The sequence below is a fragment of the Burkholderia sp. FL-7-2-10-S1-D7 genome, from assembly GCF_001524185.1.
Lineage (GTDB): Bacteria > Pseudomonadota > Gammaproteobacteria > Burkholderiales > Burkholderiaceae > Burkholderia > Burkholderia diffusa.
In genome coordinates this window covers 78,270-93,155 of record NZ_LOWY01000003.1, presented here as the reverse complement: position 1 = coordinate 93,155, position 14,886 = coordinate 78,270, and the positions used below count along the sequence as shown (strand labels likewise).

15 protein-coding genes and 5 tRNA genes are annotated in these 14,886 nt (G+C 66.2%); 8 read left to right on the top strand and 12 right to left on the bottom strand.

The genetic code is table 11. From position 1 onward, the window contains the following. Nucleotides 1-115: 115 nt before the first annotated feature. Nucleotides 116-982 carry a pirin family protein gene (locus WS75_RS00685; RefSeq protein WP_059678712.1) on the bottom strand — a complete coding sequence of 289 codons (867 nt, stop codon included), beginning with the start codon at nt 980-982 and terminating at the stop codon, nt 116-118. Nucleotides 983-1,092: 110 nt separating this feature from the next. Between WS75_RS00685 and WS75_RS00680 the strand changes: the two genes are divergently transcribed. Both WS75_RS00680 and WS75_RS00675 read left to right on the top strand, forming a co-directional pair. Then, nucleotides 1,093-2,010: a LysR family transcriptional regulator gene (locus tag WS75_RS00680; protein ID WP_059678711.1), complete on the top strand. Its 918-nt coding sequence runs from the start codon at nt 1,093-1,095 to the stop codon at nt 2,008-2,010. Between the two features lie 133 nt (nt 2,011-2,143). Then, on the top strand, nt 2,144-2,647 hold the full coding sequence (locus WS75_RS00675; protein WP_059678710.1) for a GAF domain-containing protein: 504 nt from the start codon (nt 2,144-2,146) through the stop codon (nt 2,645-2,647). A gap of 172 nt (nt 2,648-2,819) precedes the next feature. Here WS75_RS00675 and map read toward each other — a convergent pair whose 3' ends face one another. Further along, nucleotides 2,820-3,626 (bottom strand): type I methionyl aminopeptidase, encoded by an 807-nt coding sequence (gene map / locus WS75_RS00670; RefSeq protein WP_059678709.1) that lies wholly within the window; start codon nt 3,624-3,626, stop codon nt 2,820-2,822. Next, entirely contained in the window at nt 3,626-3,862 is a 237-nt protein-coding gene (locus tag WS75_RS00665) for a ParD-like family protein (protein WP_059678708.1), read from the bottom strand. Before WS75_RS00665 ends, map begins: the two co-directional genes overlap by 1 nt. A gap of 149 nt (nt 3,863-4,011) precedes the next feature. On the opposite strand from WS75_RS00665, the gene WS75_RS00660 reads away from it, so the two are divergent. From WS75_RS00660 to WS75_RS00650, 3 genes are all read left to right on the top strand, one after another. Continuing rightward, a complete protein-coding gene (locus WS75_RS00660; protein ID WP_059678707.1) occupies nt 4,012-4,671 on the top strand; it encodes a helix-turn-helix domain-containing protein in 660 nt (219 codons plus the stop codon). After that, nucleotides 4,668-5,216 carry a GNAT family N-acetyltransferase gene (locus WS75_RS00655; RefSeq protein ID WP_059678706.1) on the top strand — a complete coding sequence of 183 codons (549 nt, stop codon included), beginning with the start codon at nt 4,668-4,670 and terminating at the stop codon, nt 5,214-5,216. Before WS75_RS00660 ends, WS75_RS00655 begins: the two co-directional genes overlap by 4 nt. A gap of 278 nt (nt 5,217-5,494) precedes the next feature. Then, nucleotides 5,495-5,983, top strand: coding sequence for a hypothetical protein (locus WS75_RS00650; RefSeq protein WP_059678705.1), 489 nt, complete (start codon nt 5,495-5,497; stop codon nt 5,981-5,983). A 64-nt stretch (nt 5,984-6,047) separates the two neighbouring features. On the opposite strand, the gene WS75_RS00645 is transcribed toward WS75_RS00650, so the two are convergent. The 7 genes from WS75_RS00645 to uvrC all read right to left on the bottom strand — a co-directional run bounded on the left by WS75_RS00645 (nt 6,048) and on the right by uvrC (nt 9,545). After that, nucleotides 6,048-6,121 (bottom strand) — tRNA-Cys (locus WS75_RS00645). A 101-nt stretch (nt 6,122-6,222) separates the two neighbouring features. Beyond that, nucleotides 6,223-6,298: transfer RNA gene (locus WS75_RS00640), tRNA-Gly, on the bottom strand. Between the two features lie 51 nt (nt 6,299-6,349). Then, nucleotides 6,350-6,425, bottom strand: a tRNA-Gly gene (locus tag WS75_RS00635). A 53-nt stretch (nt 6,426-6,478) separates the two neighbouring features. Further along, a tRNA-Gly gene (locus WS75_RS00630) sits at nt 6,479-6,554 on the bottom strand. A gap of 53 nt (nt 6,555-6,607) precedes the next feature. Then, nucleotides 6,608-6,683, bottom strand: a tRNA-Gly gene (locus WS75_RS00625). A 144-nt stretch (nt 6,684-6,827) separates the two neighbouring features. After that, on the bottom strand, nt 6,828-7,415 hold the full coding sequence (gene pgsA, locus WS75_RS00620) for a CDP-diacylglycerol--glycerol-3-phosphate 3-phosphatidyltransferase (RefSeq protein WP_006757520.1): 588 nt from the start codon (nt 7,413-7,415) through the stop codon (nt 6,828-6,830). 99 nt (nt 7,416-7,514) lie between these two features. Next, nucleotides 7,515-9,545 carry an excinuclease ABC subunit UvrC gene (gene uvrC / locus WS75_RS00615; protein WP_059678704.1) on the bottom strand — a complete coding sequence of 677 codons (2,031 nt, stop codon included), beginning with the start codon at nt 9,543-9,545 and terminating at the stop codon, nt 7,515-7,517. Nucleotides 9,546-9,621: 76 nt separating this feature from the next. Here uvrC and earP point away from each other — a divergent pair, with 76 nt between their 5' ends. The 3 genes from earP (at nt 9,622) to WS75_RS00600 (ending at nt 13,163) form a co-directional block, all read left to right on the top strand. Further along, nucleotides 9,622-10,809, top strand: coding sequence for an elongation factor P maturation arginine rhamnosyltransferase EarP (earP, locus tag WS75_RS00610; RefSeq protein WP_059678703.1), 1,188 nt, complete (start codon nt 9,622-9,624; stop codon nt 10,807-10,809). 139 nt (nt 10,810-10,948) lie between these two features. Beyond that, nucleotides 10,949-11,506 (top strand): elongation factor P, encoded by a 558-nt coding sequence (efp, locus tag WS75_RS00605; protein ID WP_034206788.1) that lies wholly within the window; start codon nt 10,949-10,951, stop codon nt 11,504-11,506. A 271-nt stretch (nt 11,507-11,777) separates the two neighbouring features. Beyond that, nucleotides 11,778-13,163, top strand: coding sequence for a sigma-54-dependent transcriptional regulator (locus WS75_RS00600; RefSeq protein WP_059678702.1), 1,386 nt, complete (start codon nt 11,778-11,780; stop codon nt 13,161-13,163). A 179-nt stretch (nt 13,164-13,342) separates the two neighbouring features. Here WS75_RS00600 and nagZ read toward each other — a convergent pair whose 3' ends face one another. Together nagZ and acpS are read right to left on the bottom strand one after the other, a co-directional pair. Next, a complete protein-coding gene (gene nagZ / locus WS75_RS00595; protein ID WP_059678701.1) occupies nt 13,343-14,371 on the bottom strand; it encodes a beta-N-acetylhexosaminidase in 1,029 nt (342 codons plus the stop codon). Between the two features lie 15 nt (nt 14,372-14,386). Continuing rightward, a complete protein-coding gene (gene acpS / locus WS75_RS00590) occupies nt 14,387-14,821 on the bottom strand; it encodes a holo-ACP synthase (protein ID WP_059678700.1) in 435 nt (144 codons plus the stop codon). Nucleotides 14,822-14,886 lie beyond the last annotated feature (65 nt).

Below are 14,886 nucleotides of genomic sequence, written 5' to 3'. Positions count from 1 at the left end.
CCGCTTGATCCCTTGCTCCATTTGGCACCTCTTCGTTTCGGCGAAAAAGTGTCAACCTATTTCAGGACGGGTCACGCGCATGAAAAAAAGCCCCGCATTGCGCGGGGCCTGTCCGTCACACCGGCATCTGGCCGAAGCGGCCGCTGTTGAAATCGTCGATCGCGGTCCGGATTTCCTCTTGCGAGTTCATCACGAACGGCCCGTAACCGACGACCGGCTCATCGATCGGCTCGCCGCTCAGAATCAGCAGCTTGGCATCGCCGTTCGCTTCGATCTCGACGTCGCGGCCGTCGCGGCTCAGTTGCACGAACTGCGCTTCGCGGGCGACCGTCTCGCCGTTCACCAGCAATGTCCCGCTCAGCACGACCACCGCGAGCGTCCGCCCTTCGGCGATCGGGAACCGTGCACGGCCGCCTGCTGCAAGCCGCACGTCCCACACATCGATCGGCGTGTGCGTGCGGGCCGGGCCGCGCCGCCCGTCGAACTCGCCCGCGATGATCCGCGCGCGACCGGCGCAGTCCGGCAATTCGACCACCGGGATGTCCGCGTTGAGAAGCGTCTGATAACCGGGCGCACCCATCTTGTCGGCGGCGGGCAGGTTCACCCACAGCTGCACCATCTCGAGCGGGCCGCCCCGCTTCGTGAACGCTTCCGAGTGAAACTCCTCGTGCAGGATCCCGCTCGCGGCCGTCATCCACTGCACGTCGCCCGGGCCGATCACGCCGCCCGCGCCGGTCGAGTCGCGGTGTGCGACTTCGCCGTCATAGACGATCGTCACCGTTTCGAACCCGCGGTGCGGGTGCTGCCCCACCCCGCGCGGCACCGAAGCCGGCTCGAAGTTCGCAGGACCGGCGTAGTCGAGCAGCAGGAACGGGCTCAGATGCGTGCCGTGCGACTGATAGCTGAACATCGAACGCACCGGGAAACCGTCGCCGACCCAATGACCGCGCGGCGCACTGTACACACCCTGGATCTTCTTCATTTGCCTTCTCCGAATTGCGGCGAAACCCGTGTTTCGCATCCTGAGAAGGAATATAGAGGTGGAACGATCGATGCGGTAGACTGCCAAAATCGCACTCAGCGTTCTATTTGATGAACGATAACGAACGGGATCTGAACGATCTCTATTACTTCGTGCAGGTGGTCGAGCACGGCGGCTTCGCGCCGGCCGGACGCGCGCTGAACATGCCGAAATCGAAGCTGAGCCGCCGCATCGCGCTGCTTGAAGCTCGGCTCGGCATGCGGCTGATCCAGCGCTCGACACGCCGCTTCACCGTCACCGACGTCGGCCAGACCTATTACGCGCATTGTCGCGCGATGCTCGTCGAAGCGGACGCCGCCGACGAGGCGATCGCGCTGCTGCACGAGGAGCCGCGCGGCATCGTGCGGGTCAGTTGCCCGGTCGTGCTGCTCGATTCGCTGGTCGGCGCGATGATCGCCGCGTTCATGGTCACGTGCCCGCGCGTCGAGATTCATCTCGAGGCGACCAACCGGCGCGTCGACGTCGTCGGCGAAGGGATCGACGTCGCGATTCGCGTGCGCCCGCCGCCGCTCGAGGACAGCGATCTCGCGCTGCGCGTGCTGGCCGAGCGCGGACAGTGTCTCGTCGCGAGCCCCGCGTTGCTGCGCGAACGTGGCGTGCCGGCCGTCCCCGCAGACCTGACCCGCTTGCCGAGCCTCGATCACGGCGTGCCGCAGGCCACGCACGTATGGCGGCTGCGCGGCCCCGACGGCGCGCAGGCGGAAATCCATCACCAGCCGCGGCTCGTGACGGGCGGCATGCTCGCGCTGCGTGCGGCGGCCGTCGCGGGCGTCGGCATCGTGCAATTGCCGACGATGATGGTGCGCGACGAAGTCGCGCGCGGCGAACTGGCGATCGTGCTGCCGGACTGGGCACCGCGGCGCGAAATCGTGCACGTGGTATTCGCTTCGCGGCGCGGGCTGCTGCCCGCGGTGCGCGCGCTGCTCGATTTCCTGGCCGAGCGGTTCGCCGAGCTCGAACCTGATTGAGCGACGGCGCTGCGCGTTCACCACCGCGCCCGCGAACCACGCGCTGCAAACAGGCCGCGCGTGCCGTAGACTGCGGAACGCGCATCGCGCTTTTCACAACCTCGCTGCCCACAACCCTTTTCGCATTTCAGCCATGTTCACGCTGTCCACCGCCCCTCACGCCTCCAAGGCCGAACTCTATGCAACGCTCGTCGAGCAGGCACGCGCGCTCGTCGAGTCGGAACGCGACCTCACCGCGAACGCCGCGAACTTCTCCGCGCTCGTCTATCACTCGCTCGACCGCCTGAACTGGGCCGGCTTCTATTTCTTCGACGGGACGGAACTCGTGGTCGGCCCGTTCCAGGGCAAGCCCGCGTGCGTTCGGATCGCGCTCGGCAAGGGCGTGTGCGGCACGGCCGCGCAGACCCGCGAAACGCAGGTCGTGCGCGACGTGCACGAATTCCCCGGCCATATCGCCTGCGATGCCGCGTCGGAATCGGAAATCGTCGTGCCGCTGGTGGCCGCCGACGGCACGCTGATCGGCGTGTGGGACGTCGATAGCCCCGTTGCCGCACGTTTCGATGACGAAGACCGCAACGGGATGGAAGCGCTGTGCCGCGTATTCGTCGAACACGCATGGCAGAAGGCGCGCGGTTGAGCCCCGGTTGAGCCCCGGTTGAGCCCCGGTTGAGCCCCGGTTGAGCCGCGTGGCGCTGCGGGTCGCGGCGGTGGAGACGATCATCTGCTGATCGTGCCGCGCGACGCCAAATGAAAAGGGCCCCATGAAGGGGCCCTTTTTCGTTGCGCCGCTGCGTGCGGCATGCCGCGCGTCAGGCCGCGTGCGTGCCGGACAGCGCCGCGAACGCCGGCGGCTTCACGTCGTCCGACAGGATCTCGAAGCCCTGCTCCGTCACGACGACCATGTGCTCCCATTGAGCGGACAGCGAATGGTCCTTGGTGACGACCGTCCAGCCGTCGGCCAGCACGCGCGTATCGCGCTTGCCCGCATTCAGCATCGGCTCGATCGTGAAGATCATCCCCGGCCGCAGCGGCACGCCGGTGCCCGGGCGGCCGTAGTGCAGCACCTGAGGCTCGTCGTGATACACGTCGCCGATCCCGTGCCCGCAATACTCGCGGACCACGCTGAAACCCTCGCGATGTGCGACCTGCTGGATCGCGTAGCCGACGTCGCCGAGCGTCGCGCCCGGGCGAACCGCGCGGATGCCCGCATGCATCGCCTCGTAGGTCGTCGCGACGAGGCGCCGCGCCAGTTCGCCCGGCTCGCCGACGAAGTACATGCGGCTCGTGTCGCCGAACCAGCCGTCCTTGATCACCGCGATGTCGAGATTCACGATGTCGCCGTCGCGCATCGGCCGCGACGACGGAATGCCGTGACAGACCACGTGATTGACCGACGTACACAGGGTTTTCGGATAGCCGTGGTAGCCGATGTTCGCCGGGATCGCGCGAAGCTCGTCAACGATGTATTCGCGGCAGCGCGCATCCAGCTCGTCGGTGGTGACGCCCGGCTTCACGTGCTCGGTGATCATCGTCAGCACCTGGGACGCGAGCTTCGCGGCCTCGCGCGACTTGGCGATTTCCGCGGCACCGCGGATCGGGATTTCGCGTCTCGCCATCACGCCACCTGCTCGATGCCGTGGGCGACCGGCTCCGTCGGCCGGGCATCGCCGCCGCGCGCTTCGGTCTCGATCAGCATCCGGCAGATATCGCCGTAGGACAGCGACGGATTGAGCTCCGCCAGCATCCCGACGCGCAGCCAGTGCTCCGCCTGTGCATTGATCGAACGGCTCAGCGCGGTACTGGTCGAGCGCAGCCGTTCGTGCATGTGCTCGGATATCTTGATGATTCCCATGTGTCTCTAATTAAACGAAATATAGCTGTTTCGTATATTACGCTCACCCGGGTCGTCGGGCAAGCACGCAGCCGACAGCGAATCGTCGACCCGCGACAGCAGGAATCCCGTTGACATCAAATTCCAGCTTGCTGGACAATAAATCCATCATGCAAGAATCAACCGCCGCCCCCGCCGACGACACCGGCATCAACGAACGCATCGCCCGGCGCGTGCGCGACCTGCGCACGCTGCGAGGCTACACGCTCGATGCGCTCGCCGCGCGTTCCGGCGTCAGCCGTTCGATGATCTCGCTCATCGAGCGCGCGTCGGCGAGCCCGACGGCCGTCGTACTCGACAAGCTCGCGGCCGGTCTCGGCGTGTCGCTGGCCGGGCTGTTCGCCGGCGATCGCGACGACGCACCCGCGCAGCCGCTGGTGCGGCGCGCACAGCAGGCGGAGTGGCGCGATCCGGCATCCGGGTACGTGCGGCGCAATCTGTCGCCGCCCGGCTGGCCGTCGCCGATCCAGCTCGTCGAGGTCGATTTCCCGCCCGGCGCGCGCGTCGCGTACGACTCCGGCGGGCGCGAAAGCGCGCTGCATCAACAGGTGTGGGTCGTCCGCGGGTGCATCGACGTCACATTCGGCGACCAGCTTCACAAACTACACGAAGGCGACTGTCTGGCCATGCGCGTCGATCAACCTCTGGTTTTCAGCAACCCGTCGTCGCACGTCGCGCGCTATGTCGTCGCGATCTGCGATGCCCCCGCCGCCATCGGCGCGCGGAATGTGTCATCCGTTCAAGGCCGACAGGCGCAGGAGCCCGTATGAATTCCCCAACACCGCGCGACGACGTGCGCCTGATCGATTGCAACGAGGCCGAGCATGCCGCGGCCATTCTCGAGATCCTGAACGATGCGATCTTGAACTCCACCGCGCTGTACGACTACCAGCCTCGCCCACCGGAAGCGATGGTCACCTGGTTCGCGACGAAGCGCGCCGGCGGGTTTCCGGTCGTCGGCGCGGTCGACGAATCGGGCACGCTGGTCGGCTTCGCGAGCTGGGGCACGTTCCGCGCGTTCCCGGCGTTCAAGTACACGGTCGAGCACAGCGTCTACGTCCACCGCGATCATCGCGGCCGCGGGCTCGGCGAGTTGCTGCTGCGCGAGTTGATCCGGCGTGCGCGCGAAGCTGACGTGCATTTGCTGGTCGGCTGCATCGACGCGACCAACAGCGGCAGCGTCGCGCTGCATACGCGGCTCGGCTTCGCGCACTCGGGCACGATCACCGAAGCGGGCTTCAAGTTCGGCCGCTGGCTCGATGCAGCGTTCTATCAGTTGAGGCTCGACACGCCGGCACGGCCGGTCGACGGCTGACCGGCATCGCCGAACGTTCGGCATGCTCATGATGACGCGGGCGGTACCGCGTCCCGCAGCACGCCCATCGCTTCACCCGCGACAACGCGCGATCGCCCCTCCCCACCGGAGCGCGTTGTCGCCCCTCCTCCGGGCCTTCCCGGGCCCCGGCCTTGCCCCTTTGCCCCGTGACCGCACGTGTGACGTTCGCCGCATTCTTGTGCGAGAACGGTAGCGATACGGTATTCCCCAGCGGCCGCAGCACGGCCGCGTACCGATCCATCACCGGAGAATGCCGTATGAAAACGCCCCCTGTCCTGTCGCACCATGCCGGATCGCGACGCGATGCCGGCCTCGCGCGCCGCGCGGCCCGACGCGTTGCGTGGTCGCTTGCCGCCCTCCCGCTTTTCTGCGGACAAGCATTCGCGGCCGGCGCGTGTCCGACGCCGTTCGCGTTGAGCGGCAACACCGATCTGCTGTGGAAGGAAGTCACCAACAACCAGTGGCGCAACATGCTGCCGCGCGGCTGGACCGACAACGGTTTTCATTTCTACAGCCGGGTGCGCAGCCGCGGGCCGGAGAACGGCATCAACACGCCGTCGGACCTCGAATCGGAAATCCGTAAACAGGTGTCGGACGAACCCGCCGGCGGCGGCAACCCGAATCGGCGGACGATCACGCTGCCGATACTGAACAGCAAGGGCCAGCATCTGCTCGCGATTTACGACTACGACGGCAAGAGCACGTCGAAGTGCGAGTTGGTGACGCTGACGTATCCGGCGGAATAGATGCGCGAATGAGGCGCGGAAAAAAGAAAAGCCCCGCCGAAGCGGGGCTTTTTCTCTTCTTACCTGGAGGCGCGAGCCGGAGTCGAACCGGCCTAAACGGCTTTGCAGGCCGCTGCATAACCGCTTTGCTATCGCGCCAAAAGCGGACTGTCCGGATGCCGTGGAGGCAAGCGACAGATTTTTTATTCGAGGACCATCAGTCCATCAAATAAAAAGGGAAGCGTGGCTTCCCCATTACTTGGAGCGGGAGACGAGTCTCGAACTCGCGACCTCAACCTTGGCAAGGTTGCGCTCTACCAACTGAGCTACTCCCGCATTGTCCTGCACCTGCAGCGCTTTGCCGTACAACACGCTGCCAGAAAAATCTGGAGCGGGAGACGAGTCTCGAACTCGCGACCTCAACCTTGGCAAGGTTGCGCTCTACCAACTGAGCTACTCCCGCATGTGTCCTGCATCTGCAGCGCTTTGCCATACAACACGCTGCCAGAAAAAATCTGGAGCGGGAGACGAGTCTCGAACTCGCGACCTCAACCTTGGCAAGGTTGCGCTCTACCAACTGAGCTACTCCCGCATGTGTCCTGCATCTGCAGCGCTTTGCCATACAACACGCTGCCAGAAAAAATCTGGAGCGGGAGACGAGTCTCGAACTCGCGACCTCAACCTTGGCAAGGTTGCGCTCTACCAACTGAGCTACTCCCGCGTATTGCTACGCTACTGGTTCCCCGTCACACACTTACTTCGTCGTGCAGCGGAGAAGCGAAATTATGTCGAAGGCACATTCGTGTGTCAAGGGCTTTTCCAGCCCTTTTTCCAAAAACCTGCGCAATCGACCATGCGGAGCCGATCACGCGCCGCCTCGCTCGCGAATCTGCGGCCATGCAAGCTTCATGTAGTACAGCATCGACCAGATCGTCAGCACCGCCGCGAGATACATCAGCCACTCGCCCCACACGCGCGTGTCGATCGTCGCGATGCCGAGCGGCAGCGGGCCGTAGTACAGCAGCATCGGGATCGCGACCATTTGGCACGCGGTCTTGAACTTGCCGAGCTGGTTGACCGCGACGCTCTTCGACGCGCCGATCTGTGCCATCCATTCGCGCAGCGCCGAGATCGCGATCTCGCGGCCGACGATCACGAGCGCGATCGCCGCATCGACCCGCGAAATCTGCACGAGGATCAGCAGCGCGGCGGTCACCATCAGCTTGTCAGCGACCGGATCCAGGAACGCGCCGAACGACGACGTCTGATTCCACTTGCGGGCGAGAAACCCGTCGAACCAGTCGGTCAGCGCGGCGAGAATGAAGATCGCCGCCGCCGCGAGGTTGCGGTGCGCGCCGCCCATCACCGTGTCCGGCAGATAGAACACGCCGACGACGAGCGGGATCAGCACGATCCGTACCCACGTCAGGAAAATCGGGAAATTGAACGGCATGGCAGGCGGGTCAGTAAAGGATTTGCAATTGTGCCGTGTCGACCGGCCTGCCACAAGAACGCGAGATCGCGCGCAGGAGCCGCCGGCCGCACGGCCGCTTCAGTGAAGCTGTTTGTAGATCTGCTCGGCGAGTGCGTGCGAGATACCTTCGACGCTCGCCAGTTCCTCGACGCTCGCAGCGACCACGCCGCGCAGCCCGCCGAACCGCGCGAGCAGCCGCTGCCGGCGTTTCGCGCCGATCCCTTCGAGCTCCTCGAGCCGTGAGGTCTGGCGCGCCTTCGCCCGCTTCGCGCGCATTCCGGTGATCGCAAAACGATGCGCCTCGTCGCGGATCTGCGCGACGAGCATCAGCGCGGCACTCTCCTTGCCGAGTTCGAGCGGCGCGCGGCCGTCCGCGAACACGAGCGTCTCGAGGCCGACCTTGCGCCCTTCGCCCTTCGCGACGCCGACCAGCATTGACGTGTCGAGCCCGAGTTCGGTGAACACCTGTCGCGCGATCTCGACCTGCCCCTTGCCACCGTCGATCAGCACGATGTTCGGCAGCAGGCTCGATGTCTCGGCCTTGCGCGTCGATTCGCCGTCGATGCCGGCCGCGTCGTCGGCGGCCGCCGCCTGCGCGGCCTGCTCGACCATCTTCTCGTAGCGGCGCGTCAGCACCTGCCGCATGGCCGCGTAATCGTCGCCCGGCGTGATCCCGGTGATGTTGTAGCGACGGTACTCGCCCGATTGCATCTTGTGATGGTGATATACGACGCACGACGCCTGCGTCGCCTCGCCCATCGTGTGGCTGATGTCGAAACATTCGATCCGCAGCGTGGCAAGATCGTCGCATTCGAAGCTGAGCGTCTCCGCGAGCGCGCGCGTGCGCGCCTGCTGCGAGCCCTGCTCGGACAGCAACCGTGCGAGCGCAATCTGCGCATTCTGCTCGGCCATCGACAGCCACGCGCGCCGCTGCCCCTGCGGCTGCCGCACCAGCGAGACCTTGTGACCGGCCTGCTCGGACAGCAAGTCGAGCAGGTCGCGGCTCGCGGGCGCGTGGCTCACGACCAGCACGGGCGGCACGCGATTGCCGAGATAGTGCTGCGCGATGAACGCATCGAGCACCTCGGCCTCCACCGACGCCCCCGCGTCGCGCGCGGCGGCAGCGTCTGCCTCGGGCCCGTCGGGCAATGCCGCGGCAGTTTCGTCGGCTGCGTCCGCCGCCTCGGCTTCGTCGCCGAGCCCGCCTTCGGCAAGCGTCAGCGCACTTTCGACGTGCGTCGGGAAATACGCCTTGTCGCCGAGATGCCGGCCGCCGCGCACCATCGCCAGGTTCACGCACACGCGCCCGCCCTGCGCGACGACCGCCAGGATGTCGACGTCGCTGTCGCTGCCGACCTCGATCGCCTGCTGGTGCAGCACCGTCGCGAGCGAGCTCATCTGGTTGCGCACGGCGGCCGCCTGCTCGAACTTCAGCTCGGCCGCGAACGCGTGCATCTTCTGCTCGAGCTCCTTCATCACTTCCGACTGCCGACCGAGCAGAAACCGCGCGGCATTCGACACGTCGATCGCGTAGTCGTCCTCGGAAATCGCGCCGACGCACGGCGCCGTGCAGCGCCCGATCTGATGCAGCAGGCATGGCCGCGTGCGGTTGTTGAAGACCGAATCCTCGCAGGTGCGCAGCTGGAACACGCGCTGCAGGATCTGGATGCTTTCGCGCACGGCCCATGCGCTCGGGAACGGCCCGAAGTACTGGTTCTGCTTGTCGACCGAGCCGCGGTAGTAAGCCATGCGCGGAAAGCGGTGCGCGGTGAGCTTCAGGTACGGATACGACTTGTCGTCGCGAAACAGGATGTTGTAGCGCGGCGTGAGCGCCTTGATCAGATTGTTCTCGAGCAGCAGCGCTTCGGCCTCCGAGCGCGTGACGGTCGTCTCGATGCGTGCGATGCGCGTGACCATCATCGCGATGCGCGGCGACAGCTGCGTCTTCGTGAAATAGCTGGATACGCGCTTCTTCAGGTCGCGCGCCTTGCCGACGTAAAGTACGGCGCCCGCCGTGTCGTAGTAGCGGTAGACGCCCGGCATGTGCGGCAACTGCGCGAGGATCTTCTTGGGTTCGAACGGGATGTCGGCGGCTTCTGGGGATGTCATGCGTGATCCGGGTGCCTTGTGGCGCGGAACGGGTCCATTAGAATCGCCAGTTTAGAGCATTCACCGGTCCGCTTCGATGCCCCGCACCACCCCTGCCTCCCCTGCGCCGCTCGCACCCGACGAACCGATCGCGTGCGACCTCTTCTGCACCGTGATCGACAACTTCGGCGACATCGGCGTGTGCTGGCGCCTCGCGCGCCAGCTCGCACACGAGCACGGCTGGCAAGTGCGCCTGTTCGTCGACGATCTGCGCACGTTCGCGCGGCTGCTGCCGGGGGTCGATCCCGATGCCGGACGGCAGACGCTCGACGCCATCGTGATCGAACACTGGCATGCGGAAGCCGGCGACGCGCTGGAGATCGCCGACGTCGTGATCGAGGCGTTCGCGTGCGAGCTGCCCGGCGCGTATCTCGCGGCAATGGCGCGCCGCGCGCGCCGCCCCGTGTGGATCAATCTCGAATACCTGAGCGCCGAGGACTGGGTCGCCGATTTCCATCTGCGGCCGTCGCCGCATCCGCGGTACCCGCTGCTGAAGACGTTCTTCTTCCCGGGACTATCGGCCGGCACGGGCGGCGTGCTGAAGGAACGCGACCTCGACGCGCGCCGCGCGGCCTTCGAAGCCGACACGGCAGCGCGCGCCGCCTGGTGGCGACAGGCGACCGGCGACGCGCCGCCGGCGCCGGGCACGACCGTCGTCAGCCTCTTCGCCTATGAAAATCCGGCCGTCGACGCGCTGCTCGCGCAATGGCGCGACGGCCCCTCGCCCGTCGTCGCGCTCGTGCCTGCCGGCCGCATATCGCCGGCCGTTGCCCGTTTCTTCGGGGTCGAATCGTTCGGCGCCGGCGCGCGCGCGACCGCCGGCAACCTGACCGCTTACGGGCTCGCGTTCGTCCCACAGGCCGACTATGACGCGCTGCTGTGGGTGGCCGACATCAACTTCGTGCGCGGCGAAGACTCGTTCGTCCGCGCGCAATGGGCGCGCAAGCCGTTCGTGTGGCACATCTACCCGCAGGCCGACGACGCGCACCTGCCGAAGCTCGACGCCGCGCTCGCGCACCTGTCGGCCGGCCTCGCCGACGCGCCGCGCGCCGCGCTCGAGCGCTTCTGGCACGCATGGAACGGCGGCGGCACGCCCGATTGGGCCGATTTGCTGCAACACCGTGCCGCACTGGACGCCAACGCGGCATGCTGGGCCGACGCGCTGGCGGGCGTCGGCGATCTCGCCGGAAAGCTGGCGGAATACGCAAAATCTCAGTTAAAATAAGCGGTTATCCGACGGCTGACCACGCAAGCGCTCGCGTTTGGGGCTCTTGGCACCCACCGGAACGCCCCCCGCTTGCGCCGTCAGCCGTTGTGCAACGCTCAGGCACCTATTTATTTGATTGGATCAGGACAGTTTTTTTATGAAGACCGCACAGGAACTCCGCGTAGGCAACGTCGTGCAGATCGGCAGCGACGCATGGGTCATCGCAAAGACGGAATACAACAAGTCGGGCCGTAACGCCGCCGTCGTCAAGATGAAGATGAAGAACCTGCTGACGAACGCAGGCCAGGAATCGGTCTACAAGGCTGACGACAAGTTCGACGTCGTCGTGCTCGACCGCAAGGAAGTGACGTACTCGTACTTCGCCGATCCGATGTACGTGTTCATGGACGCCGACTACAACCAGTACGAAGTCGAAGCGGAAATGATGGGCGAAGCGCTGAACTACCTCGAAGACGGCATGGCTTGCGAAGTCGTGTTCTACAACGAGAAGGCGATCTCGGTCGAACTGCCGACGATCCTGGTTCGCGAGATCACCTACACGGAACCGGCCGTCAAGGGCGACACGTCGTCGGGCAAGGTGCTGAAGAACGCCAAGCTCGCGACGGGCTTCGAACTGCAAGTGCCGCTGTTCTGCAATACCGGCGACAAGATCGAAATCGATACGCGCACGAATGAATATCGCAGCCGCGCGTAATCGCTCGCGATTTCCGGATCGAACAAAGCGCCCTTCGGGGCGCTTTTTGTTTGCCTGCCGCAAACAGCACCGATGCGTCGGCACCATCGATCACACAAAATCCAGCACTAAAGGTATTCAATTTGTATCATCGGTAACTGTTTTATAGCGACAAAGAAATAATGCACGTCGGGCGTTCAGCGGGGCATAAAATCAGTTTTTATTCTGATATGCGGCTGCGGCCGGCTCGATTGCCGACAGCCCGCCTCTCTTGACTCGACTCGCGTCCACCATGCCACACGCCCTGATTGTCGAAGACGATCCCAACAGTCTGTCCGGCCTGACCGCGCTGCTCGCCGCGGACGGCTTCTCGGTCGACACGGCCACGTCGCTCGCCGAGGCACGCACGGCGCTCGGCCGCTCGATTCCCGATGTCGTACTGGTCGACCTGAACCTGCCGGACGGCAGCGGATTCGACCTGCTCCAGCATCTGCCGCAGCAGCAGCCGAACGGTTCGCTGCCGGTGATCGTGTTGACGGGCAACGCGACGGTCGAGAGCGCGATCGAAGGCCTGCGTCACGGCATCTGGGACTACTTGCTGAAGCCGATCAACATTCCGCGCCTGCGCAGCCTGCTGGCCCGGATTCCGCGCCCGTACGAACTGATCGACGAAGTGCGGACGCTGCGCGCGTCGCTGCGCCACCTGGGCCGTTTTGGTGCGCTGGTCGGCCGCAGCGAGGCGATGCAGCACGTGTACGACATGATCGAGCACAACGCCGGCACCGAAACGGCCGTGCTGTTCACCGGCGAAGCCGGCACCGGCAAGAAGCTGGCCGCGCGCACGCTGCACGAACTGAGCCGGCGCCGCAAGGGGCCGTTCGTGTCGTTCGACTGCCGCACGATCGCGCATGCCGGGCGTCACGGCGCGTCGCTCGACAGCGTGCTGTTCGGCCATGAGCGCGGCGCGTTCGACGGTGCCGAGCGGCGCGAATCGGGCCTGTTCGAACAGGCCGGCGGCGGCACGCTGTTCCTCGACGAGATCACCGCACTGCCGCTCGTGCTGCAGGAAGCGCTGCTGCATGCGCTCGACTCGCAGAACTTCATGCGGATCGGCGGCACGAGCTCGATCGCGAGCGACTTCCGGCTGATCGCGGCCACGCGCCGCCCGGCCCGCGAGGCGGTCGCGAACGGCACGCTGCGCGAGGATCTGTGGCTGCGTCTCGATGCGGCGTCGATCACGATGCCGCCGCTGCGCGAGCGCGAGGGTGATGCGCTCGCCATCGCGGACGCGCTTATCGACGAACTCAACCGCGAAGCGAGCGCCACCGGCCGCAGCACGACCGACAAGCGCGCGGCACCGGGCTTCGTGCGCGAATGCCTGTCCTACGAGTGGCCCGGCAACGTGCGCGAATTGCAGGAGCGCGTGCGTTTCGCCTATGACGCGTCCGGCGATTTCATCGAAACGCTGCGCGCGGGCGAAGCGAGCTTCGCCGCCGGCGCCGCGCTGAACGGCAGCAGCGTGCAGATCAAGGTCGGCACCCCGCTGTCCGACGTCGAGGACCTGCTGATCCGCGCGACGCTCGACGCGGTCGGCGGCACGCGCCATCGGGCTGCGACGCTGCTCGGCATCAGCCCCAAGACGCTGTACAACAAGCTGCAGCGGATGAAGGTCAACTGACCGCGCCGCAGTTGTTCGGGGCGCGCTCGGGATTTGACGGTTAGTTGCGCAAGGGCATGTCGCCTTGCGCCTCGCCCCGCCTCGATGGTGTCAAGTCCTGGAAAAGCAAAAAGCCGCGCTTCTGCGCGGCTTTTTGCTTTCGACAACGGGAAAGACGACATCACGCCGCCCTTCCCCGCTTACGCCAGCGCGCTGCTCAGCAGTGCCTGCGCCTGCAGATACTCGGGTTGCGCGATCAGCTTGTCCCACTTGAGCGGCTTGCCGCGCGCCCGCATCCGCTTGATGCGCCGCACCGACTCGGCCGACGCCTGGGCCTTCAGCCCGTTCAGCACGACCTCGGCGGCGTCCGGCTGGTTGCAGACGAGCACCATGTCGCAGCCGGCGGCGAGCGCTGCGTCAGCCGCCTGGGTGAGCGTGCCGCCTTCGCGTGCCGCCTCCATCGACAGGTCGTCGCTGAAGATCGCGCCCGTGAAGCCGAGCCGCCCGCGCAGGATGTCCTGCAGCCACACGCGCGAGAAGCCCGCGGGCCGCTTGTCGACCTGCGTGTAGATCACGTGCGCGGGGATCACCGCGGACAGCGACAGGCCGAGCCAGTCGTACGGGGCAACGTCCTGCTTGAGGATCGCGTCGAGCGGCCGGTCGTCGGTCGGCAGCGCGACGTGCGAATCGGCTTCCGCGAAGCCGTGCCCCGGGAAATGCTTGCCGCAGTTCGCCATGCCCGCGAGCGACAGCCCGTGGTTCAGGCTCTTCGCAAGCAGCGTGACGACGCGCGGGTCGCGATGGAACGCGCGATCGCCGATCACCTTCGAGTGCCCGTAGTCGAGATCGAGCACCGGCGTGAAGCTCATGTCGATCCCGCATGCGCGCAGCTCGGCGGCCAGGATGTAGCCGACGGCGGTCGCGACCTTCGTCGCGAGCAGCACGTCTCGGTCCCACAGCTCGCCGAGGCGACGCATCGCCGGCAGCACCGTGAAGCCGTCGGTGCGGAACCGCTGCACGCGGCCGCCTTCATGATCGACGGCGATCAGGATGTCTTCGCGCACCGCGCGGATCGAGTCGGTCAGCGCCGTCAGTTGCGCACGATTCTGGAAATGCCGCGCGAACAGGATCACGCCGCCGGTATTCGGATGCGCGAGGCGCCGCGCATCGTCGCGCGACAGGGTCGTGCCGACGACGTCGAGCATGACCGGGCCGGGAGTCGTTTTCATCGAATCGGAATTCCGTCAGGAGGAGGTTCGGGAAACAGGTGCAGTGCCAGGCGCGGCGTCCGTTTCGGCGACCACGAACGACACCGCGTAGTCGCGTTCGTCGCTGACCGTCACGCGCGCCGTGATGCCACGCGCGGCAAGCCAGTCGGCCAGCTCGCCCGAAGCGACCACGTACGGCTCGCCGCTGCGCTGGTTGAGCGTTTGCAGCGCGCGCCACGTCATCGGCCAGTGCATGCCGAGCCCGATCGCCTTCGAGAACGCTTCCTTCGCGGAAAAGCGCGTCGCGAGAAACGCGATGCCGCGCGCCTCCGAGCGCGCACGGCGAGCATGGAACACGCGCAGCTCGTCGGGGCCCAGCACCTTCTCGGCGAACCGGCCGCCCGTGCGCTCGAGCACGGCCGCGATGCGGCTCACCTGGACGATGTCGGTGCCGATGCCGTAGATCGCCATCTCAACGCCCGCCGTGATGCGCGGACGATGCCGGGCGGCGAGCGAAGCGCGCGCGCACGTCACGC

Coding starts and splice junctions, on each gene's coding strand:
- WS75_RS00685 (WP_059678712.1), bottom strand. CDS start 982: ATGAAGAAGATCCAGGGTGTGTACAGTGCGCCGCGCGGTCATTGGGTC.
- WS75_RS00680 (WP_059678711.1), top strand. CDS start 1,093: ATGAACGATAACGAACGGGATCTGAACGATCTCTATTACTTCGTGCAG.
- WS75_RS00675 (WP_059678710.1), top strand. CDS start 2,144: ATGTTCACGCTGTCCACCGCCCCTCACGCCTCCAAGGCCGAACTCTAT.
- map (WP_059678709.1), bottom strand. CDS start 3,626: ATGGCGAGACGCGAAATCCCGATCCGCGGTGCCGCGGAAATCGCCAAG.
- WS75_RS00665 (WP_059678708.1), bottom strand. CDS start 3,862: ATGGGAATCATCAAGATATCCGAGCACATGCACGAACGGCTGCGCTCG.
- WS75_RS00660 (WP_059678707.1), top strand. CDS start 4,012: ATGCAAGAATCAACCGCCGCCCCCGCCGACGACACCGGCATCAACGAA.
- WS75_RS00655 (WP_059678706.1), top strand. CDS start 4,668: ATGAATTCCCCAACACCGCGCGACGACGTGCGCCTGATCGATTGCAAC.
- WS75_RS00650 (WP_059678705.1), top strand. CDS start 5,495: ATGAAAACGCCCCCTGTCCTGTCGCACCATGCCGGATCGCGACGCGAT.
- pgsA (WP_006757520.1), bottom strand. CDS start 7,415: ATGCCGTTCAATTTCCCGATTTTCCTGACGTGGGTACGGATCGTGCTG.
- uvrC (WP_059678704.1), bottom strand. CDS start 9,545: ATGACATCCCCAGAAGCCGCCGACATCCCGTTCGAACCCAAGAAGATC.
- earP (WP_059678703.1), top strand. CDS start 9,622: ATGCCCCGCACCACCCCTGCCTCCCCTGCGCCGCTCGCACCCGACGAA.
- efp (WP_034206788.1), top strand. CDS start 10,949: ATGAAGACCGCACAGGAACTCCGCGTAGGCAACGTCGTGCAGATCGGC.
- WS75_RS00600 (WP_059678702.1), top strand. CDS start 11,778: ATGCCACACGCCCTGATTGTCGAAGACGATCCCAACAGTCTGTCCGGC.
- nagZ (WP_059678701.1), bottom strand. CDS start 14,371: ATGAAAACGACTCCCGGCCCGGTCATGCTCGACGTCGTCGGCACGACC.
- acpS (WP_059678700.1), bottom strand. CDS start 14,821: ATGGCGATCTACGGCATCGGCACCGACATCGTCCAGGTGAGCCGCATC.